At 55.5% G+C, this 21,623-nt stretch carries 22 protein-coding genes; 21 read left to right on the top strand and 1 reads right to left on the bottom strand.

Going from position 1 to position 21,623, the window contains the following annotated elements:
* Window positions 1-20 precede the first annotated feature (20 nt).
* The gene (leuA, locus tag V8L73_RS13960) at window positions 21-1,568 is read right to left on the bottom strand and encodes a 2-isopropylmalate synthase (RefSeq protein ID WP_347253276.1); all 1,548 of its coding nucleotides are present in this window, start codon (window positions 1,566-1,568) and stop codon (window positions 21-23) included.
* A 369-nt stretch (window positions 1,569-1,937) separates the two neighbouring features.
* Between leuA and cybC the strand changes: the two genes are divergently transcribed.
* From cybC to murG, 21 genes are all read left to right on the top strand, one after another.
* Window positions 1,938-2,324 carry a cytochrome b562 gene (gene cybC / locus V8L73_RS13955; protein ID WP_027274702.1) on the top strand — a complete coding sequence of 129 codons (387 nt, stop codon included), beginning with the start codon at window positions 1,938-1,940 and terminating at the stop codon, window positions 2,322-2,324.
* Window positions 2,325-2,831 (top strand): cytochrome b/b6 domain-containing protein, encoded by a 507-nt coding sequence (locus V8L73_RS13950; RefSeq protein WP_347253275.1) that lies wholly within the window; start codon window positions 2,325-2,327, stop codon window positions 2,829-2,831.
* A gap of 199 nt (window positions 2,832-3,030) precedes the next feature.
* Window positions 3,031-4,749 (top strand): acetolactate synthase 3 large subunit, encoded by a 1,719-nt coding sequence (gene ilvI, locus V8L73_RS13945; protein WP_261832331.1) that lies wholly within the window; start codon window positions 3,031-3,033, stop codon window positions 4,747-4,749.
* A gap of 2 nt (window positions 4,750-4,751) precedes the next feature.
* Window positions 4,752-5,243, top strand: a complete 492-nt coding sequence (gene ilvN / locus V8L73_RS13940; protein WP_036023881.1) for an acetolactate synthase small subunit — start codon at window positions 4,752-4,754, stop codon at window positions 5,241-5,243.
* Between the two features lie 115 nt (window positions 5,244-5,358).
* The gene (locus V8L73_RS13935) at window positions 5,359-6,450 is read left to right on the top strand and encodes a hypothetical protein (protein WP_347253274.1); all 1,092 of its coding nucleotides are present in this window, start codon (window positions 5,359-5,361) and stop codon (window positions 6,448-6,450) included.
* A gap of 10 nt (window positions 6,451-6,460) precedes the next feature.
* Window positions 6,461-6,742: a hypothetical protein gene (locus V8L73_RS13930; RefSeq protein ID WP_347253273.1), complete on the top strand. Its 282-nt coding sequence runs from the start codon at window positions 6,461-6,463 to the stop codon at window positions 6,740-6,742.
* A gap of 122 nt (window positions 6,743-6,864) precedes the next feature.
* Window positions 6,865-7,119, top strand: coding sequence for a hypothetical protein (locus V8L73_RS13925; RefSeq protein WP_347253272.1), 255 nt, complete (start codon window positions 6,865-6,867; stop codon window positions 7,117-7,119).
* Window positions 7,120-7,178: 59 nt separating this feature from the next.
* Window positions 7,179-7,592, top strand: a complete 414-nt coding sequence (locus tag V8L73_RS13920) for a hypothetical protein (RefSeq protein WP_347253271.1) — start codon at window positions 7,179-7,181, stop codon at window positions 7,590-7,592.
* Window positions 7,592-7,984 (top strand): hypothetical protein, encoded by a 393-nt coding sequence (locus V8L73_RS13915; protein WP_347253270.1) that lies wholly within the window; start codon window positions 7,592-7,594, stop codon window positions 7,982-7,984. Before V8L73_RS13920 ends, V8L73_RS13915 begins: the two co-directional genes overlap by 1 nt.
* Before the next feature lie 41 nt (window positions 7,985-8,025).
* Complete coding sequence (locus V8L73_RS13910; protein ID WP_347253269.1) at window positions 8,026-8,847, top strand: hypothetical protein; 822 nt, start codon at window positions 8,026-8,028, stop codon at window positions 8,845-8,847.
* Between the two features lie 146 nt (window positions 8,848-8,993).
* The gene (cra, locus tag V8L73_RS13905) at window positions 8,994-9,998 is read left to right on the top strand and encodes a catabolite repressor/activator (RefSeq protein ID WP_027274697.1); all 1,005 of its coding nucleotides are present in this window, start codon (window positions 8,994-8,996) and stop codon (window positions 9,996-9,998) included.
* A 465-nt stretch (window positions 9,999-10,463) separates the two neighbouring features.
* On the top strand, window positions 10,464-10,922 hold the full coding sequence (gene mraZ, locus V8L73_RS13900; protein WP_027274696.1) for a division/cell wall cluster transcriptional repressor MraZ: 459 nt from the start codon (window positions 10,464-10,466) through the stop codon (window positions 10,920-10,922).
* Window positions 10,923-10,924: 2 nt separating this feature from the next.
* A complete protein-coding gene (rsmH, locus tag V8L73_RS13895; RefSeq protein WP_027274695.1) occupies window positions 10,925-11,866 on the top strand; it encodes a 16S rRNA (cytosine(1402)-N(4))-methyltransferase RsmH in 942 nt (313 codons plus the stop codon).
* On the top strand, window positions 11,863-12,183 hold the full coding sequence (gene ftsL, locus V8L73_RS13890) for a cell division protein FtsL (protein ID WP_027274694.1): 321 nt from the start codon (window positions 11,863-11,865) through the stop codon (window positions 12,181-12,183). The genes rsmH and ftsL overlap by 4 nt, the downstream gene beginning before the upstream one ends.
* Window positions 12,184-12,248: 65 nt before the next feature.
* A complete protein-coding gene (gene ftsI, locus V8L73_RS13885; protein ID WP_027274693.1) occupies window positions 12,249-14,021 on the top strand; it encodes a peptidoglycan glycosyltransferase FtsI in 1,773 nt (590 codons plus the stop codon).
* 58 nt (window positions 14,022-14,079) lie between these two features.
* A complete protein-coding gene (gene murE / locus V8L73_RS13880) occupies window positions 14,080-15,507 on the top strand; it encodes a UDP-N-acetylmuramoyl-L-alanyl-D-glutamate--2,6-diaminopimelate ligase (RefSeq protein ID WP_422655629.1) in 1,428 nt (475 codons plus the stop codon).
* Window positions 15,504-16,880: a UDP-N-acetylmuramoyl-tripeptide--D-alanyl-D-alanine ligase gene (gene murF, locus V8L73_RS13875; RefSeq protein WP_347253267.1), complete on the top strand. Its 1,377-nt coding sequence runs from the start codon at window positions 15,504-15,506 to the stop codon at window positions 16,878-16,880. The genes murE and murF overlap by 4 nt, the downstream gene beginning before the upstream one ends.
* A complete protein-coding gene (gene mraY, locus V8L73_RS13870; RefSeq protein WP_027274690.1) occupies window positions 16,874-17,956 on the top strand; it encodes a phospho-N-acetylmuramoyl-pentapeptide-transferase in 1,083 nt (360 codons plus the stop codon). Before murF ends, mraY begins: the two co-directional genes overlap by 7 nt.
* 2 nt (window positions 17,957-17,958) lie before the next feature.
* On the top strand, window positions 17,959-19,278 hold the full coding sequence (gene murD, locus V8L73_RS13865; RefSeq protein WP_036023874.1) for a UDP-N-acetylmuramoyl-L-alanine--D-glutamate ligase: 1,320 nt from the start codon (window positions 17,959-17,961) through the stop codon (window positions 19,276-19,278).
* Complete coding sequence (ftsW, locus tag V8L73_RS13860) at window positions 19,279-20,487, top strand: cell division protein FtsW (RefSeq protein ID WP_027274688.1); 1,209 nt, start codon at window positions 19,279-19,281, stop codon at window positions 20,485-20,487.
* The gene (murG, locus tag V8L73_RS13855) at window positions 20,484-21,542 is read left to right on the top strand and encodes an undecaprenyldiphospho-muramoylpentapeptide beta-N-acetylglucosaminyltransferase (protein ID WP_036023872.1); all 1,059 of its coding nucleotides are present in this window, start codon (window positions 20,484-20,486) and stop codon (window positions 21,540-21,542) included. Before ftsW ends, murG begins: the two co-directional genes overlap by 4 nt.
* The last annotated feature ends 81 nt before the right edge of the window (window positions 21,543-21,623 follow it).

Raw genomic sequence — 21,623 nt, 5'->3', positions numbered from 1 at the left:
TATGCCGATGTCGTTTTGCTTTAAGCGTGCGCCAATTTTTGCTTTTGCGCTTCCACCTGCTGGGCGCGCCATACGTGGTTCAGCACGTGCACCAGCGCCAACGCCGACGATTCGACGATGTCGGTCGCCAATCCCATGCCGTGGAAGCGACGGCCTTCGTATTCCGCGACGATGTCCACCTGGCCCAGTGCGTCTTTACCCTGGCCCTTGGCGGTCAGCTGGTATTTGACGATAGAAATCGGGTAGTCCGCAATGCGGTTGATAGCCTGATATACGGCGTCAACGGGGCCGTTGCCGGTGGCGGCTTCCGACTTCACTTCACCGCCGCAGGTCAGACGAACGGACGCGGTCGCCATCAGGTTGGTGCCTGACTGTACGCTGAAGTAATCCAGCGAGAAGCGATCCTGCTCTTCCTGCTGCTTGCTGATAAACACCAGCGCTTCCAAATCGTAGTCAAACACCTGGCCCTTCTTGTCCGCCAGCTTCAGGAAGTTGGCGTACAGTTCGTCCAGCGAGTAGTCGTCTTCACTGTAGCCCATGGCCTCCATGCGGTGTTTCACCGCGGCGCGCCCGGAGCGCGAGGTCAGGTTCAGCTGTACCTGGCTAAAGCCGATGGATTCCGGCGTCATGATTTCGTAGGTTTGGCGGTTTTTCAGCACGCCGTCCTGATGAATGCCGGAGGAGTGCGCATAGGCGTTAGAGCCGACTACCGCCTTGTTGCCGGGGACCGGCATGTTGCACAGCTGGCTGACCAACTGGCTGGTGCGATAGATTTCCTGATGGTTGATGTTGGTGTGTACGCCCAGAATGTCCTGACGCACTTTAATCGCCATAATGACTTCTTCCAACGCGCAGTTGCCCGCGCGTTCGCCGATGCCGTTCATCGCGCCTTCAATCTGGCGAGCGCCGGCCTGTACGGCGGTGATGGAGTTAGCGACCGACATGCCCAGATCGTCGTGGCAGTGGACGGAAATAACCGCTTTGTCGATGTTTGGGACGCGCTGGTACAGGGTTTCGATGATGCCGCCGAACTGGCGAGGAACGGTGTAGCCGACGGTGTCAGGAATGTTGATGGTGGTAGCCCCGGCGCCAATGGCGGCCTCGACGATGCGGCACAGGTTGTCTATCGGCGTACGTCCGGCGTCTTCACAGGAGAACTCGACGTCGTCGCTGTAGTTGCGCGCGCGCTTGACGGAGCGGACTGCCATTTCCATCACTTCTTCAAAAGAGCGCTTCAGCTTGGACTCGACGTGCAGCGTGGAAGTGGCCAGGAAGACGTGGATGCGAAAGGCTTCGGCGACGCGCAGCGCTTCTGCCGCGACGTCGATGTCTTTATCCACGCAGCGAGCCAGGGCGCAGACGCGGCTGTTCTTAATTTGGCGGGCGATGGCCTGTACGGACTCAAAGTCGCCGGGGGAGGAAACCGGGAAACCGACTTCCATGACGTCAACGCCCATGCGCTCCAGCGCCAGGGCAATCTGCATTTTTTCTTTGACGTTCAGGCTGGCCTGCAGCGCCTGCTCGCCGTCTCGCAGGGTCGTATCGAAGATAATGACTTGTTGGCTCATAGCGTGTTCCTTTAACTGTGTAACGGTTTGTCGGTTCAGACTCCCTGCGAGGTCAAAAAAAAACCCGCGCAGGTCGCGCGGGTTCTTGTGTTCTTTTCGATTCAGCTCAGTTCGCTGCCCACAAGTCATCCGCGCAAGACGATGCGAGGAGGAGGAGGCTAAGGAGGCGAACTTCTATGAACATGAATACGGTACCTTGATAAAACGGTTTAGGCGAATATAGATACTGGATTGACGGATTGTTGTCAACGATTGTTTTTCATCGCGTTTAAAAGATGCACATTCGCCGTTATTCCTCATGGCTACTACACTTAAAAGCGTCGTGAGCAGTCTCGTTTTTATAACTTTATTAAACGGATAGGTGAGCCTATGAATAAATGGTTAGTCAGCGCGCTGGCGGCGTGCGCCTTAACGGCAGGCAGCTTGGCGCATGCACAAGGCGTCGATGAGCATATGAAAGCCATCGCTAAAAGTTATCGCACGGTGCTAAACGCGGATTCCCCGGAAGCCCTTAAGCAGGGCCTGACGACGATGAAGCAGGAGGCGCAGCTGGCGCAAAAGGGCGTGCCGGACAAGCTTGAAGGAAAATCGCCGGACAGCCCGGAAATGAAAGATTTCCGTCACGGATTGGATGAGCTGATTGGCGAAATCGACGCCGCGCAGGCGCTGGCGGACGCGGGTAAGCTGGATCAGGCCAAGCAGGCCGCCGAGCAGTTTAAGGCCACTCGTGATGAATACCATAAGAAGTACAAGTAGATGATTGAGCGCTGGGATCGCGTCGTGCGGCTGACGCACTGGTGCGTCGCGCTGGGCTTTCTCGCTAACCGGCTTCATCTGACGGAGCCGGGCGGCGTATGGCATCGGAGCGTCGGGCTGCTCGTTGCGGTATTGGTTATCGTCCGCCTCGTATGGGGCGTGACGGGTGCGCACGGTCCGGCAAGGCTGTCCGCGATTATTCCCACCAGAGCGTCGCTGGCGGAGCACTTTTGCGATATCGCCGAGCGCCGTACTCCTAAGGCCTTAGGGCACAATCCGCTGGGCGCGATGGCCATTTGGCTGTTCTGGCTGCTGCTGCCGCTGGTTGCGCTCACCGGCTGGGCGCAGGGGACCGATCTTATCGACCGTTGGCCGGTTGAAGTGTGGCACTATTGGCTGGTTAACGCGGTCACCGCGCTGGTCTGCCTCCACGTTTTGGCCGTGGTCACGATGTCCCTTTGGCTTAAGAAAAACCTGATTGCGGCTATGCTGCCGGGAAGGCGCTGAGCGCTCATCTTTCTCTTTCTACCCACAAAACCCCTTTGTCAACCGATGAGCGCTGTGGTAATAGGTAGGTAATCGGTTGGCTATTTTATTTAAACCTTCAGGCCGCTTCCTTATGAAGCGGCCTGAAGTATGATGGATATAGCTTCAAATAATAATGACAAACATCTGGCGGCAAACCAGCATTTCGAGGAGGAGTTTAATGGAGACGTTATCAGGCGCTGAAATCGTCGTTCGATCGCTTATCGATCAGGGCGTGAAGCACGTATTCGGCTATCCGGGAGGCGCAGTGCTCGATATTTACGACGCGCTTCATACGGTCGGGGGGATCGATCACGTGCTGGTGCGCCACGAGCAGGCGGCAGTTCACATGGCGGACGGCTTTGCCCGTGCGACCGGTGAAGTGGGTGTGGTGCTGGTGACATCGGGACCGGGAGCGACGAACGCCATTACCGGCATCGCGACAGCCTATATGGATTCTATTCCTCTGGTCGTGCTGTCCGGCCAGGTGGCGACTTCGCTGATCGGCAACGATGCCTTCCAGGAATGCGACATGGTGGGCATCTCTCGCCCGGTAGTGAAGCACAGCTTTTTGGTTAAGCACGTAGAGGATATTCCCGTGGTGCTGAAAAAGGCGTTCTACGTCGCCAGCACCGGCAGGCCCGGCCCGGTCGTCGTGGATTTGCCGAAGGATATTCTCAACCCGGCCGTCAAGATCCCCTATTCTTATCCCGACCAGATCTCAATGCGTTCCTATAACCCGACGACGCACGGCCACCGCGGGCAGATTAAGCGTGCGCTTTCAGCGCTCTTGGCGGCGAAAAGGCCAGTGGTTTACGTCGGCGGCGGTGCGATTGCGTCCGGCTGCGACGCTGAACTGAAGGCGCTGGCGGAAACGCTGAACCTGCCGGTGACCAGCTCGCTGATGGGGCTCGGCGCGTTTCCGTCGACGGACAAACGCTTTATCGGCATGTTGGGTATGCACGGCACCTATGAGGCCAACATGGCGATGCACAACTCCGACACGATTTTCGCCGTCGGGGTGCGCTTTGACGACCGCACGACCAACAATCTGGCGAAGTACTGCCCGAACGCCACCGTGCTGCATATTGATATCGATCCGACGTCAATTTCCAAGACCGTCAACGCCGATGTGCCGATCGTCGGCGACGCCAAGCAGGTGTTGAGCCAGATGATTGAGCTGCTTGGGCAGCGCGATACGGAAAAGGGCTTTGAAGATCTCAGCGACTGGTGGTGTCAGATTGACGGATGGCGTGGTAAAAAATCTCTGGCCTACGACAAGGGCGGCGATCGCATCAAGCCCCAGGCGGTGATTGAAACGCTCTATCGCCTGACGGAGGGCAAGGCCTATATTGCCTCTGACGTGGGCCAGCACCAGATGTTCGCGGCGCTTTACTATCCGTTTGATAAACCCAGGCATTGGATTAACTCCGGCGGCCTCGGCACCATGGGCTTCGGCCTGCCCGCCGCGCTTGGCGTGAAGCTGGCGTTGCCGAAGGAAACCGTGGTGTGCGTTACCGGGGACGGCAGCATCCAGATGAATATTCAGGAGCTTTCGACCGCGCTGCAGTACGATTTGCCGGTGGTGGTGGTAAACCTGAACAACAAGTTCCTCGGCATGGTGAAGCAGTGGCAGGATCTGATTTACGCCGGCCGCCACTCCCATTCCTACATGGATTCGCTGCCGGACTTCGTCAAACTGGCGGAGGCCTATGGCCACGTCGGCATTTCCATCTCCAGGCCGGAAGAGCTTGAAACCAAGCTGGCACAGGCGCTGGCGGTGAAAAATCGCCTGGTGTTCGTCGACGTCTCCGTCGATGAAAGAGAGCACGTCTATCCGATGCAGATCCGCGGCGGGGCTATGGACGAAATGTGGTTAAGCAGAACGGAGAGGAGCTGATTATGCGTCGTATTTTATCGGTACTGCTGGAAAACGAGTCCGGCGCGCTGTCCCGCGTGATTGGCCTGTTTTCTCAGCGCGGCTACAACATTGAAAGCCTGACGGTGGCGCCGACGGACGATCCGACGCTGTCGCGCATGACCATCCAAACCAAGGGCGACGCCAAGGTGCTTGAGCAGATCGAAAAGCAGCTGCACAAGCTGGTTGACGTGCTGCGGGTGACTGAACTGACGGACGGCGACTGCGTCGAGCGTGAGATCATGCTGGTAAAAATCAGAGCGTCCGGCGAAGGCCGTGAAGAGGTCAAGCGCTGCGCGGACATCTTCCGCGGTCAGGTGGTCGACGTAACCTCATCCCTTTACACCGTTCAGCTGGTGGGCAACAGCGGCAAGCTGGACGCCTTCTTGGCGGCGATGCGCGACGCGGGCGAGATAGTGGAAGTCGCCCGCTCGGGCCTGGTGGGAGTAGGGCGCGGCGAGCGGATTATGCGCTGAGTCGCGTTTTTATAGGTTTAAAGCGAGAGCCTGCAACTGCAAACAACGGTTGCAGGCTTTTTTCTTTGGGTTATTTAGGTCATATTGACGTTTTTACGCGGGCCTCAGGAAAACCATGACCAAGCTAATATTCTGTCTTCTCATTCTGTTTGTGGCTTTTCTTCTATGGCGCAATCGCATGCGCAAGAAGCGGGGTGGCGCGGTAGCCTCGCGCAGTAGCGGCGATGCCGCCAGTCGCGTTTTCAGGAAAACGTCGTCATGGTTTGAGCGCCACTCGACGCCGCCTGCGTCAGATCGCCTCGTTGAATGGGGGGAACTTGGCATGGGGGGGCCGAACATTGAATATTACCTGCTTAAGGAGCGCGTTTATTTCGGCGGCGTTTGCGACGGGATAATGGACTTTGACGGCGGAAACCTGCGTTTGGCCCGAGAGGCCTGCCGTGGGCCAGACCTCTATCATATCTATGATAAGCAAGCGAACCGGCTCTTTCAGTTTCCCCCAGAGGCGATGAAAGGCGTTATACCGCTGCTTAAAGCGCACGCCGAGGAGCGCGCCATCGTCGCTGAACTACGCAAGCTGCTTGAGAGCGGTGCGCATGAAGTGGCGCTGTATGAGTATCACGGCGTCTATTTGACGCAGCGTCACGTTGACGAGCCCGAGGTTATCCTCCCGTCGCTTTCAAATAACGAGATGTCGGCAAAGAGAGTCATGCCGGACGATCTCTTTATGATGAAAGAGCCGCTGTTTTTTATAAGAAATAAGTTCTACCAGCTGTGTATGAACGGCCGCCCGCTCGATATCTTTATGCGAGCGCCCGAACGAGGCTATTTTATCAGCGCGGATGCAGAGGAGTGCTGCGTTGAAGGCGTTTCGCCGGACGAGAACGCGAACAAGATTTTTCATCTCTACTTTCGGGGGCGCTGGTTTGTCATTGACCAGCCGTTTGCGACGTTTGACGTCGGCGACCGCTTCTACTGCGCGTCGCTGGAATCCCCGCAAAGCCTGGGGCAGGGGAAATTTCGCTTTAGCGTTAAGCACGGCCTTTATCCTGAAGTTGAAGCGCTGCTGCAAACCCATCGCGCCGCTTTGCGTCATGGAATAAAAACGTCGTGGCGGAGGGAGGAAATACCGCTGACGGTGGAGGATGAGAGTTTGTTGATTGATTTGAATGAGGTAGAAGCAAATTCTGAAAAGCCGTTTAAATAGGGGTAATGAAATGAAAAAAACGGCGCATCTTCAATGGGCAAAATCGTTGCCTAAAAAAGAGGAACCTTATTCAATGGCCCATTGCCCCTCCTGCGGCGCTATAGGTTTGTCCTGTCAGTATTTTGGATTTCAGGATAGTGAAATGGGGTGGGCGTTAGTATGGTGTGAAGCCTGTAAATCAGGGATAAGAATTTCGAGAACGAAGGTTCCTGCCGGGATAAAGCCTCTTATTCACGACCAAGAGCAGCGTTTATTCCTGGAAAGGCATTCTTATATAAAATTAGTCGAATAATGTAATGTGAGGGCCTAGATCTATGGATGACTGATTGTTGAATTCCGTTTGTTTCTGCTGTGAAGAAGCATTCATCGTTTTAGCAAGACTTATTAACAGCGAGTTTGGCTAGGGGGGAAATAATGTCTGTTACCGATAATGTTAGGAAGATGGATGGAGGGGAAGTTCTTAAACGTTATAGAAACGGTGAGGATTTTATCTGTCATTTTTGTCGAATCCCTTTAGCGGCAATACCAGAAGATCCAGAGAGGCGGGAAAGTGTAATGCAACTTTATTGTCCTAATAATGCTAACCATTTTTCTGTATATCGTGAAGGAGAAAATATGAGTGTGATGAGAGAATCTACAGGTAAATTATTGCAAAAAAGCGATGGTTAAGGCAGCGCTTTGAGCGTCGGTATTTTTGTGAACTCGGTTCTGAATATGATTAAGACAAGATGCAAAATAATAAAAAAAGATCCAATGCAATGAACTATTTGGGGGCGGTGTTAGCCGGATTTAATCTCGAAGCGGTTAATGAAGATGATGAAAAACTAATATCACTATATAGCGTTAATCAACGAGAGCAATTTTTGGCGTTATTGGATGAATTTATTAAGATTGAACCGTTCTCGCAGCCATCAAGCTATCTGATCCCGATTTTAATATTGGAACACTACTTAAAAGACGAATCCGAGCGCTTCGACGAGATATTTGAGGGGCTTATCTTTAGAGAAGAGTTGGTTGACGGTCGGGTTTTTATGCGTACGTTACTGGAACATTTGAAAGGCCTTGTCGGCGATTTGTCGCTGGAAGATTTGACTAAAAGCGAGCGGGCCATGTTTAACTATCAAAAAGCGCGGGTTCTATAATGCGCCAGACGGTTTGGGTAACCATTGAAGGCATAAAATATGAGGTCGAAGTTGACTACCTTATCGGTGACAAGTGTGAGCTAACCGTTAAATTGCCGCATGGGAAATGTCTTTATAGCGTCGGCGACGATTTGTTCATATGCCTTGAGATGTTGAGACGTCGCTATCCGGGTGTAATTTTTTTATGTAAAGGCGCCAGAAAGAACGTTTATCCTTCTCGTATGTCTCGGCAAATGGCGCATGGGCTTGTTGCTTATGAATATACGATGGGAAAACCTGCAAAGAATGACAACATCGTTAATATTTTTGAATTTGACGATAAAGAAATATCGTTGACGCCGGACGAACAGGAAAATAACTATCAGCGTTGGCTTAGTTCTTTAATGATCTAAATGAATTAACGGTTTGTAGGTAGTCTTATAAGGATAAAAGTGTGGAAGACAATGAGTGTAAAGCCTGCGGGCACCACGGATTGGTATATAAAAATCACGGATATGCTCTAGGTCTGTTTTGCGAAAAATGCCGAGACGGTTTCTATACCATCAGTGATGTTGATTTAGATATTCCCGTTTATTCACAGATAGTCGAAGGGTTGAACCCAAGCAACAAATCGCATATCGCCTTTATTGCGAAGCTCTGTAATGTTAATTATCTGACTGCGAATATGATGATTTCAGAGTCAAAAAGAATTCGTATAAAAGGCAATGCGTTAAAAATAGAAGAGATTATGTCTTGGGCGGCGCGATTAGCTTTAGCGTTTGAATCACCCTTTGCTTATTCTAATCAACATGGCGTAGTTAAAAGTGATTTTGAGGATCTTTCTAGCTACGCATACTACTTAAATAAGCCGATTGACGTCATTTATAACGTCGGCTGGCTAGCCGGGCTGGGAGAGTATCCTAGAGGGCGCTGTGCTCCTGAATTTATTGGCAAGCTCAAGGCCGTTTTTCGCGGTACTGAGCGGGCAGATTTTGCCTTTAACCGGGTCCGTGGAAATTCTCCGTGCGTCATCTGCTGGGAATGCCTCGTTATAGACACAATGCATAGAGAGATACCGTTAGGTTTTTGCGAGCTGCTGATCCCATCGCTTGAAAACGGTAAATTTTACGCCTCGCCTTCGTTAATCATCCACTATATTGAAGAACACGGCTATCAACCGCCTGATGAGTACGTCAAGGCCGTTATGGTATTGGACGTCTGTCAGGATTTTAGTGCGCAGCAGCAGTTTGACGCGCTGAGGCTAATCTATCGCTAAGCTTTTATCGTCGTTCAAGCTGAATGCATTAAGCCAACACCACATTGACCGGCATCAGATTAAATCTTCATATTGCCCGGTTATCTGTATTAATATGAACAAGTGCAACCCTCTATGGGACTTAAATAAATACTTAAGGGGCTAATGTGAAACTGGATGAAATTGCGCGTCTTGCGGGCGTATCGCGCACCACGGCCAGCTACGTCATAAACGGAAAGGCGAAGCAGTATCGGGTGAGCGATAAAACGGTCGAGAAGGTCATGGCGGTAGTCCGGGAACATAATTATCAACCCAACGCCGTAGCGGCCGGGCTTCGCGCTGGCCGAACCCGTTCTATCGGACTTGTGATCCCCGATTTGGAAAACACCAGCTATACCCGAATCGCCAACTACCTTGAGCGTCAGGCGCGTCAGCGCGGCTACCAGCTGCTGATCGCCTGTTCGGAAGACCAGCCGGACAACGAAATGCGCTGCGTGGAGCACCTGCTTCAGCGCAAGGTCGATGCGCTTATCGTTTCCACCGCGCTGCCGCCGGAGCACCCGTTCTATCAGCGCTGGACCAACGGCAATTTCCCCATCATTGCGCTTGACCGCGCGCTGGATCGCGAGCACTTCATCAGCGTGGTCGGCGCAGACTACGAAGACGCCGAGATGCTGGCAGGCGAGCTGCGTCGGTTTGACGCTCAGTCGGTCATGTATCTTGGCGCGCTGCCTGAACTGTCGGTTAGCCAACTGCGCGAACAGGGCTTCCGTCAGGCTTGGAAAGAGGACAAGCGTCCGGTTAACTATCTCTACGCCAACAGCTATGAGCGAGAGTCTGCGGCCGAAGTGTTTGGCCACTGGCTGCAGTCCAATTCCATTCCTCAGGCGATTTATACGACCTCTTTCTCACTGCTTCAGGGCGTGATGGACGTGATTTTGCAAAAGCAGGGGCACCTGCCGGCAAATCTGGCCATCGCTACCTTTGGCGACAATGAGCTGCTCGATTTTCTGGAGTGCCCGGTGCTGTCTGTCGCACAGCGCCACCGGGAGGTCGCCGAGCGCGTGCTTGAGCTGGTGTTAGCCAGTATCGATGAACCGCAGCGGCCGAAACCGGGGCTGACCCGCATCCGCCGTAACCTTTGCCGCCGAGGCTGCCTGAGCCGGGCTTAGTCCGTCTCCTATCCTCTTATTCGGGCTCCGTAACGGGGCCCGACGCGTTTTTATTCGTTACGTTATGTTACTTTTAAACGCTAAAGTAAACGTAAGGCGACGAGTAAAATCGCATCCCGCCTTCTTTCCTTTCCTCCCTCACGATTCACTTCCTGAATGAGTTGGTATAGCGGCAGAGATTTTTTTGATATTGGCAGATTTTTTATTTGTCGATAAACGCGGTGCGTACTTAGCCGTATCGTAAATCCGTATATAAGAAATATTGTTATTATTCATGTTATTAATTTACTTGTATTCACGTTATTGCTCGCTCGTTTCTTATGGGACAGGCGTGAGAAGCCGCGTGCGCGTTGAAAAGAGGCTTAGCTTCGTCTTGACAAGCTTTTGATACCCTCCTTAAACTCTATCCAAGTGGGATTTTGTGGGGTAAAGTGGTAAATCTTGTCGCGAAGGAGTAACCCGCCCATGTTTCGTGGAGCAACGACGGTAAATCTCGACAGCAAAGGCCGGCTCGCCGTGCCGACTCGCTATCGGGATTCATTAGTGGATGAATGTGAAGGGCAATTGGTGTGTACCATTGACCTCCATCAGCCGTGCCTGTTGCTTTACCCCCTGCCCGAATGGGAAAAAATTGAAGAAAAGCTGGCCAAATTGTCCAGTATGAATCCGGTTGAACGCCGGGTTCAACGACTGCTGCTGGGGCATGCAAGCGAATGCCAGATGGATAGCGCAGGGCGTTTATTGATCGCTCCGACGCTTCGCAGCCACGCGTCCTTAACGAAGGAAGTGATGCTGGTTGGGCAGTTCAACAAGTTTGAACTGTGGAATGAAGAAGCATGGTATCAACAGGTTAAGGAAGACATCGAAGCGGCTCAGCTTGCCGATTCTCCTCTTTCTGAACGGTTACAGGATTTGTCACTATAGATATGTCGACAGAATTTCAGCACACCACTGTGCTGCTGGACGAAGCGGTTAACGCGCTGAACGTCCGGCAAAACGGCATCTACATTGACGGTACGTTTGGCCGTGGGGGACATTCGCGCCTCATTCTTTCCCAACTGGGAGAGGAAGGGCGCCTTATCGCTATCGACCGCGACCCGCAGGCTATCGCCGCCGCGGCCTCAATTTCCGATCCCCGCTTTTCCATCGTTCATGGGCCTTTCTCCGAGCTGGCCAGCTACGTTGACGAGCTGGGATTAACCGGCAAAATTGACGGCGTCTTGCTGGATCTCGGCGTTTCTTCCCCACAGTTGGACGACGCCGAAAGGGGATTTTCTTTCATGCGCGACGGTCCGCTGGACATGCGCATGGATCCTACGCGCGGGCTGTCGGCTTCAGAATGGCTGCTAAAAGCGGAAGAAGAGGACATCGCCTGGGTATTGAAGACGTTCGGCGAAGAGCGCTTTGCTAAACGCATCGCTCGCGCCATTGTGGAGCGCAACCGGGAACAGCCGCTGACGCGCACCAGGGAGCTGGCGGAGCTTATCGCTGCCGCGACGCCGATTAAAGACCGGCACAAGCATCCGGCGACCCGCAGCTTTCAGGCGATTCGCATTTATATCAACAGCGAGCTGGAAGAGATTGAACGCGCGCTGGACGGCTCCCTTACGGCGCTGGCCGAAGGCGGTCGCCTGTCGGTCATCAGCTTCCATTCGCTGGAAGACCGCATCGTGAAGCGTTTTATCCGTCAGCACAGCCAGGGGCCTAAAGTACCCGCCGGCATCCCGCTTACGGAAGAACAGCTAAGACAGCACGGCGGTAGAAAGCTCAAAGCGTTGGGCAAAATGATGCCCTCCGAGCGGGAAATCGGCGACAACGCGCGGGCGCGCAGTTCGGTACTGCGCATTGCGCAGAGGACGGCGGAATGATCCCCAACGAGCGCCACAGTCTGGCGGCGATCGTTAAGGACGACCTCCTGCTTCACGCCAAGCTGCCGATGCTGCTGACCGTGCTCGTTCTGGCTTCCGCCATTGCGGTTGTGCTGTCCAGCCACCGAACCAGGCTTTTGACCGCCGAGCGGGAACAGATGATTTTAGAACGTGATTCGTTAGAAATTGAGTGGCGCAATCTGATTCTGGAAGAGAACGCCCTGGCCGACCACAGCCGCATTGAACGGCTTGCTGCGGAAAAACTGCACATGCAGCACGTGACGCCCGATCAGGAACAGATTGTTATCCAGAAATAAAAAACGCGCACGGAGTGCGAATTAGAAAGTTAACGGAATGAAAAACAACTTTGGCTAAAAATACGATGAAAGCAGCGCGTACCAATAAAATTAAGGTCAAGCGACCCGAAAACGAGGCCGGCTTTGTAAGCTGGCGTTTTGGTTTGCTCAGCCTGTTCATTTTATTGGCTATGGTTGGTCTGATGGCGCGCGCGGCCTGGCTACAGGTCATTGAGCCGGAGATGCTGGTAAAAGAGGGCGATATGCGCTCTCTGCGCGTGCAGGAAGTGCCTACAGCGCGTGGCATGATCACCGATCGCCAGGGGCGGCCGCTGGCGGTCAGCGTGCCGGTTAACGCTATCTGGGCCGACCCCAAAGAGCTGAACGAGCGCGGCGGCGTCTCTTCCGATATGAAGTGGAAAGCGCTGGCCGACGTCGCCGGCATGCCGCTGGAAAAACTGTCTGAACGCATTAACGCCAATCCCAAGGGGCGTTTTGTCTATTTAGCGCGTCAGGTTAGTTCTGAAACGGCGGACTACGTCCGCCAGCTTAAGCTGCCCGGCATCTACCTTAAGCGCGAATCCCGCCGCTTCTATCCCGCCGGTTCCGTCACCGCCCACATTGTCGGCTTTACCGATATCGACGATCGTGGCACCGAGGGCATTGAAAAGAGCTTTGAAAGCAACCTGGTGGGCAAATCCGGCGAGCGCACCGTGCGCAAAGATCGCTATGGTCGCGTTATTGAGGACATTTCTTCCGTAGACAGCCAGGCTGCCCACAACCTGACGCTGAGCATCGACGAACGCCTGCAGGCGCTGGTTTATCGCGAGCTGAGCAACGCTGTCGCGACGAACAAGGCGGAATCCGGCAGCGCAGTGCTGGTGGACGTGAATACCGGCGAAGTGCTTGCGATGGTCAACAGTCCCTCCTATAACCCCAATAACCGCGTAGGTACGCCGGCCGACTTCTTCCGTAACCGTGCGATTACTGACATTTTTGAACCAGGTTCTACCGTTAAGCCGCTGGTGGTGCTGACGGCGCTCGATCGCGGCATCATCAAAGAAAACAGCGTTTTGAATACTCGTCCTTATCGGGTAAACGGTCACGAAATTAAGGACGTGGCCCTTTATCCCGAGCTTTCGATTACGGGTATTCTACAAAAATCCAGCAACGTCGGGGTTTCTCACCTGGCGCTGGATATGCCTCCTGAAGCGTTGGTAGACACCTACACGCGTTTTGGACTGGGGCAGCCGACCAATTTAGGGCTGGTTGGAGAAAGTAGTGGCATATTTCATAAAGAAAGAAAACGGTGGGCCGACATAGAGCGGGCCACCCTTTCATTTGGGTATGGGCTAATGGTGACTCCGTTACAGTTAGCGCGTGCCTACGCAACGCTTGGCAGCGGCGGTATTTATCGACCGCTGTCGATTACCAAGATAGACCCGCCGGTACAGGGTAAGCGCGTGTTCCCGGAAAGCACGGTGCGCACCGTAGTGCACATGATGGAATCCGTTGCGCTGCCGGGCGGCGGCGGCACCAAGGCGGCAGTGAAAGGCTATCGTATCGCCATCAAGACCGGTACGGCCAAGAAGGTCGGGCCAAACGGCGGCTATGTTAACAAATACATCGCCTATACTGCAGGCGTCGCGCCGGCCAGCAACCCGCGCTATGCGCTGGTGGTCGTTATCAACGATCCCTCAGCCGGTCAATATTACGGCGGTGCGGTTTCCGCGCCGGTATTCGGCGCCATTATGGGCGGCGTGCTGAGAACGATGAACGTGAAGCCCGATGCCCTGCCCGAAGATGAAAAGACCCAACTTGTGATAAATCAGAAAGGAGCTGCCGGTGGAGAGTCTTAGTTTGAAAGATCTGCTTGCTCCGTGGCGTATTGACGTCCCAGAGTGCCGCTTAAAAGAAATGACGCTCGACAGCCGTCAGGCGGCCGCAGGCGATCTGTTTCTGGCGGTAAAAGGTCATCAGACCGACGGCCGACGCTACATCGCGCAGGCGATCGCGCAGGGCGTTTCGGCAGTGCTTGCCGAAGCAGAGGGCGAAGCGGAAAACGGCAGCGTCGTTCTTTCTCACGGCATTCCCGTCGTATACCTACAGGGGCTTAACCAGCAGCTGTCTAAAATCGCTGGTCGTTTTTACGACGAACCTTCCGCCCGCATGCGGCTGGTTGGCGTAACCGGCACTAACGGCAAAACCACGACGACCCAGCTGTTGGCCCAGTGGGGGCAGCTTCTGGGCGAGCGCAGCGCGGTCATGGGCACCGTCGGCAACGGCCTGCTGGGGCAGGTTATCCCCAGCGAAAATACGACCGGCTCTGCGGTAGACATACAGCGCGAACTTGACGAACTGGCGAGCGCTAAGGCGACCTTTACGGCAATGGAAGTCTCTTCCCACGGCCTGGTACAGGCCCGCGTAGCGGCGCTGCGCTTTGCCGCCGCCGCGTTTACCAACCTGAGCCGCGACCATCTGGACTACCACGGCAGCATGGAAGAGTACGAAGCAGCCAAGTGGCGGCTGTTTACCGAACATCAGGTTGGCCAAGCGGTGATTAACGTTGATGACCCGGTAGGGCATCGCCGCATCGTTGAGATCCCGAACGCCGTCGCCGTTACGATGGAAGATAACCTGCCGGAAGGCTGGAACGGGCGCTGGCTGAAAGCCACCAGCGTCAGCTATCACGATAACGGCGCGACGGTAGCGTTTGATTCAAGCTGGGGAACCGGCGTATTGGAAAGCCGCCTGATGGGGGCGTTTAACGTCAGCAACCTGCTGGTCGCTTTTGGCGTCATGCTGTCGCTGGGATATGAACTTTCCGAACTGGTTGAAGCGTCTTCGAAGCTGCAGCCGGTTTGTGGTCGTATGGAAGTCTTTAGCGCACCGGGCCGCCCAACGGTAGTGGTTGACTATGCCCACACGCCGGACGCGCTGGAAAAAGCCCTTGAGGCCGCTCGCCTGCACTGTAAGGGCCAGCTTTGGTGCGTATTCGGCTGCGGCGGCGATCGCGACCGAGGCAAGCGCCCGCTGATGGGCGGCGTCGCCGAACGGCTGGCCGACCGCGTAGTCGTGACCGACGACAACCCGCGCAGCGAAGAGCCGCAGGCTATCGTGGCCGATATTTTAACCGGGTTTGTCGACGCCGGTCGGGCCCAGGCCATTTCCGGCCGCGCCGAAGCGGTAGCCAGCACTATCATGCAGGCCGGTGTGGATGACGTCGTGCTGATCGCCGGTAAAGGCCACGAAGACTATCAGATTATCGGCTCTCGCCGCCTCGACTATTCCGACCGCGAGACCGTCGCCAGCCTGTTGGGCATGGCAAAAGGAGTTTTGGCATGATCCCCGCAACGCTGACTCAGCTGGCCCAGGCCGTTGACGGCAGGCTGATTGCCGGGACGCAGGACATTATCGGCCGCCAGTTTACGGCGGTAACGACCGATACGAGAAAGGTTGAAGACGGTTGCCTGTTCATTGCGCTCAAAGGCGAGCGTTTTGACGCGCATGATTTTGCCGCTGAGGCGATAAAGGGCGGCGCGGCGGCGCTGGTGGTTGACCGCCATTTACCGCTAGACGTGGCCCAGATAGTGGTACAGGACACCCGCATTGCGCTGGGGCGTTTAGGCGCTTGGGTCAGGCAGCAGGTGCCCGCCAGAGTGGTGGCGCTGACCGGTTCTTCGGGTAAAACCAGCGTGAAAGAGATGAGCGCGGCGATTTTGCAGCAGTGCGGCGAAGTGCTCTATACGGCAGGAAACCTAAATAACGACATCGGCGCGCCGCTGACGCTGCTGCGCCTGACGAAGTCTCATCGCTTTGCGGTGATTGAGCTGGGCGCGAACCACGCGGGCGAAATCGCCTATACCGTCAATCTGGCGCAGCCCGAAACGGCGCTGGTAAATAACCTGGCCGCCGCTCACCTCGAGGGATTTGGTTCCCTGGCGGGCGTGGCGAAGGCCAAGGGCGAAATTTTTGGCGGGCTGCCTCCTGAAGGCGTCGCCATCGTCAATGCGGACAGCAACGACCTAAAAGGTTGGCAAAACGCATTAGCGGATAAGCGCGTGTGGCTGTTTTCGGCAAAGCAAACCGAAGGCGTCGATTTTTATGCAACAAACGTCGTCGCTAACCCACTGGGCTCGCAGTTTTTAATGCATACGCCTTTGGGCGACGTTGCGGTAACTCTGCCTCTGCCGGGGCCGCACAACGTAGCGAACGCGCTTGCCGCCGCCGCGCTGGCGCTGTCCGTCGGGGCAACGTTGGACGCGGTGAGGGCGGGGCTGGCAACCCTTGGCGCGGTGCCCGGCAGGCTGTTTCCCATTCCCTTGGGTGAAGGCAAGCTGCTGCTGGACGACAGCTATAACGCCAACGTGGGATCGATGACGGCCGCGGCGCATACGCTGGCGGCGATGCCCGGCTACCGGGTTATGGTAGTGGGCGATATGGGCGAATTAGGCGACGACGCGGTGGATTGCCATCGTCAGGTCGGTGAGGCTGCCCGCCTTGCCGGCGTTGACAAGGTGCTGAGCGTCGGCGCGTTAAGCGAAACGATAAGTACGGCCAGCGGGCGTGGTGAACACTTTCATGATAAAGAAGCGGTTGCCGAACGTTTGAAGCAGTTGTTGTCTGAGCACGCAGTTATCACGATTTTAGTTAAGGGTTCACGCAGCTCCGCGATGGAGCAGGTCGTGCATCGAGTACAGGAGACAGTTCAATGTTAGTATGGCTGGCCGATCTTTTGGCTTCCCTTTATTCAGGCTTCAACGTCTTTTCTTATTTGACGTTTCGCGCCATCGTCAGCCTGCTGACCGCTCTGTTTCTCTCCTTATGGATGGGGCCGCGCCTGATTGCCTATTTGCAAAAGCTGCAAATAGGGCAGGTCGTGCGTAACGATGGTCCAGAGTCGCACTTCAGCAAGCGAGGCACGCCCACCATGGGCGGCATCATGATCCTGGCTTCTATAACCGTGTCCGTGCTGCTGTGGGCCAACTTGAGCAACCCGTACATCTGGTGCGCGCTGTTCGTGCTGTTGGGCTACGGCGCCGTAGGCTTTGTTGACGACTATCGCAAGGTGGTGCGTAAAGACACCAAGGGGCTGATTGCCCGCTGGAAATATTTCTGGCAGTCGGTGATCGCGCTTATCGTGGCGTTTGTGATGTACGCATCGGGTAAAGACACCGCGGCGACTCAGCTGGTCGTTCCGTTCTTTAAGGACGTTATGCCGCAGCTGGGAGCCTTTTATATTCTGTTGGCCTACTTTGTTATCGTCGGCACCAGCAACGCCGTCAACCTAACGGACGGCCTGGACGGGCTGGCGATTATGCCGACGGTGTTTGTCGCCGCAGGCTTCGGGCTGGTGGCGTGGGCCACGGGCAACGTCAATTTTGCCGCCTATTTGCACATTCCCTACATTCGCCACGCCGGGGAGCTTGTGATTTTCTGTACCGCCATCGTCGGCGCAGGTTTAGGCTTTTTGTGGTTTAACACCTACCCGGCGCAGGTGTTTATGGGCGACGTGGGCTCCTTGGCGCTCGGCGGCGCGCTGGGTATTTTGGCCGTACTGCTGCGTCAGGAGTTCCTGCTGGTCATTATGGGCGGCGTGTTCGTGGTGGAGACCCTGTCGGTTATTTTGCAGGTCGGCTCGTTTAAGCTGCGCGGTCAGCGCATTTTCCGCATGGCGCCGATTCACCACCACTATGAGCTCAAGGGCTGGCCGGAACCGCGCGTTATCGTGCGCTTTTGGATCATTTCATTAATGCTGGTGCTCATTGGCTTAGCCACGCTTAAGGTGCGTTAATTATGGCAATCGACTATCAGGGTAAGCAGGTTGTTATCATCGGATTAGGCCTCACGGGTTTATCCTGTGTCGATTATTTTACGGCGCGCGGCGTAATGCCTCGCGTAGTGGACACCCGAGCGACGCCGCCGGGAATGGACAAGCTTCCCGAAGGCGTTGAATGCCACGCGGGCAGCCTTAACCGCGATTGGATCCTGGGGGCGGACCTGCTGGTCGTCAGCCCCGGCATCGCGCTGGCGACGCCGGTTTTGAAAGAAGCGGCCGAGGCCGGCATTGAAATCGTTGGCGATATTGAGCTGTTCTGCCGTGAAGCGCAGGCGCCGATCGTCGCTATTACCGGTTCAAACGGTAAAAGTACGGTGACCACGCTGGTTGGCGACATGGCAAAGGCGGCCGGTTTGCACGTCGGCGTAGGCGGTAATTTAGGGCAGGTTGCCCTTTCGCTGCTGAATGACGAATGTCAGCTGTATGTGCTGGAGCTGTCCAGCTTCCAGTTGGAGACCACCTTTAGCCTGCAGGCTGCGGCGGCAACGATCCTCAACGTCACCGAAGACCATATGGATCGCTATCCGCATGGCATGAGCCAGTATCGCGACGCTAAGCTTCGCATCTACAACGGCGCTAAAGTCTGCGTCGTTAATGCCGACGATGCCCTGACTATGCCGCTGCACGGCGCGGACGAGCGCTGCGTCAGCTTTGGCGCGGATATCGGCGACTATCACCTTAGCCGCCAGCAGGGAGAAATCTGGCTGCGCGTTCGCGGTGAAAAGGTGCTGAATACGGCAGAAATGAACGTCGTTGGCCAGCATAATTATCTTAACGCCTTAGCCGCGCTGGCGCTGGCTGATGCGGTTTCTCTGCCTCGTGCGTCCAGTCTTCAGGCGATAACCGAGTTTCGCGGGCTGGAGCACCGCTTCCAGCTGGTTTGGGAGAACGACGGCGTGCGTTGGATTAACGACTCCAAGGCGACTAACGTCGGCAGCACCGAGGCGGCGCTCAACGGCATTCACGTTGACGGTGTGCTGCACCTGCTTTTGGGGGGAGACGGCAAATCGGCCGATTTCTCGTCCCTGCGCGCGCACCTGATGGGCGATAACGTGCGGATTTACTGCTTCGGCAGGGACCGCGAGGCGCTGTTTAACCTGCGTCCGGAGATCGCCGAAATGACGGAAACGATGGCGGAAGCGATGGCGAAGGTTGCCGGTCGCGTGAAGCGCGGCGATACGGTGCTACTGTCGCCCGCCTGCGCCAGTTTGGACCAGTTTAAGAATTACGAGCAGCGGGGGCACGAATTCGCCCGGCTGGCTCAGGAGTTAGGCTAAATGAGTCTGCTAAACCTTAACCAGCCGCTGGCGCGCTTTACCCAGTGGGTAAGCGGCAGCCGCCAAAACGGCGCATCGGACTACGACGTCATGTACGATCGTACGCTGCTGTGGCTGACGTTCGGTTTAGCGATTATCGGTTTTGTGATGGTGACCTCAGCGTCGATGCCCATTGCGCAGCGCTATACGGAAGACCCGTTTTTGTTCGCCAAGCGCGATGCGATTTATATTGGGCTAGCATTTGCCGCTGCGCTGGTTTCTATTCGTATTCCTCTGTCGTTTTGGCAAAAATACAGTCCGATTATTTTGATGGTTGCGATCGTCATGCTGCTGCTCGTGCTGGTTGTCGGCAGCTCGGTAAACGGTGCGTCGCGCTGGATTGCGCTTGGCCCGATAAGAATTCAGCCGGCGGAGCTGTCGAAGCTGGCGCTGTTTTTCTATCTGGCCAGCTATCTGGTGCGCAAGGTTGACGAGGTTCGAAATAACTTTTGGGGCTTCTGCAAGCCGATGGGCGTGATGGTGGTGCTGGCCGTTCTGCTTCTGGCTCAGCCTGACCTGGGAACGGTAGTCGTGCTGTTTGTCACCACGCTGGGCGTGCTGTTTTTAGCCGGGGCGAAGCTTTGGCAATTTTTGGCGATTATCGGCACCGGCATATTCGCGGTCACTCTGTTGATTATTACTGAACCTTACCGAATGAAGCGCGTCGCGTCGTTCTGGAAACCGTGGGACGACCCGTTTGGCGCAGGCTATCAGCTGACGCAATCCCTGATGGCGTTTGGCCGTGGAGATATCTGGGGGCAGGGGCTAGGCAATTCGATTCAGAAGCTGGAGTATCTGCCCGAAGCGCATACCGACTTTATTTTTGCCATTATCGGTGAAGAATTGGGCTATTTTGGTGTGGTTTTAGTGCTCTTAATGGTATTCTTCGTCGCTTTTAGGGCCATGCAGATTGGCCGACGCGCTCTGGAAGCCAACCAGCGCTTTGCCGGATTTTTAGCCTGTGAAATCGGGCTGTGGTTTAGCTTTCAAACGCTGGTTAACGTTGGCGCTGCGGCGGGAATTCTGCCGACTAAGGGGCTTACTCTGCCGCTAATTAGCTACGGTGGTTCAAGCCTTCTGGTCATGTCGACCGCGCTGGTGCTGCTGCTGCGGATAGATTATGAGACGCGCTTGGCCAACTGCCAGGCGCACGTAAGGGGTTCACGATGAAGCAGAAGCGTTTAATGGTTATGGCGGGAGGCACTGGCGGGCACGTATTCCCCGGGCTGGCCGTCGCTCATGACCTGATGGCGCAGGGCTGGGAGGTTCGCTGGTTGGGTACGGCGGACAGAATGGAAGCGGATTTGGTGCCTAAGCACGGAATCGATATCGACTTCATTACGATCTCAGGCCTTCGCGGTAAGGGCGTAATTGCGCTATTATGCGCACCGTTTCGCATTTTTCGCGCCGTGCGTCAGGCCAAAGCCATCATGCGCAGCTATCAGCCCGACGTCGTGCTCGGCATGGGCGGCTACGTTTCCGGCCCCGGCGGGCTGGCGGCGTGGCGCTGCGGCATCCCCGTCGTGTTGCATGAGCAAAACGGCATTGCCGGCCTGACTAACCGCTGGCTGGCTAAAATCGCGACCCGCGTGCTGCAGGCGTTTCCCGGTGCGTTCCCCAATGCCCAAGTGGTAGGGAACCCGGTTCGTACCGACGTTTTGGACCTGCCCGCGCCGGAAGTTCGCCTGTCCGAGCGTAGCGGGCCGATCCGCGTTTTGGTCGTCGGCGGAAGTCAGGGCGCCAGAGTGTTGAACCAAACGGTTCCCCAGGCGGCTGAACGGTTGGGCGATCGGGTGGTTATTTGGCACCAGGTGGGTAAAGGCGCGCAGGAAAGCGTGCAAAAGGATTATGAACAGCGTGGGATGGCCCACCATAAAGTGACGGAATTTATTGACGACATGGCTAACGCCTATGCGTGGGCTGACGTCGTCGTTTGCCGTTCCGGCGCGCTGACCGTTAGCGAAATTGCGGCGGCGGGCTTGCCGGCTATCTTCGTGCCCTTTATGCACAAAGACCGCCAGCAGTACTGGAACGCGCTGCCGTTGGAGAAAGCCGGCGCAGCGAAGATTATTGAACAGCCTCAGTTTAACGTCGAAACGCTGACGGCCGCGCTGGAAGATCTTAATCGTTCCGGCCTTTTGGCGATGGCGATGCAGGCGAAAACAACGGCGATCCCCGATGCCACCAAGAGGGTGGCCGACGTGGTTAAAAGCGTCGCTAAATAAATGAGATTTTAGCGGGCAGAACCCGCGGTTTAACGAGAGTAAAAAGAATACAGTGAACGAGTGTGTAGACAGACAGCGACT

This window comes from Leminorella grimontii, from assembly GCF_039789245.1.
Classification (GTDB): Bacteria; Pseudomonadota; Gammaproteobacteria; order Enterobacterales; family Enterobacteriaceae; genus Leminorella; species Leminorella grimontii.
Note: the sequence above shows the minus strand (reverse complement) of the source record. Positions and strands in the feature narration are given on the sequence as shown.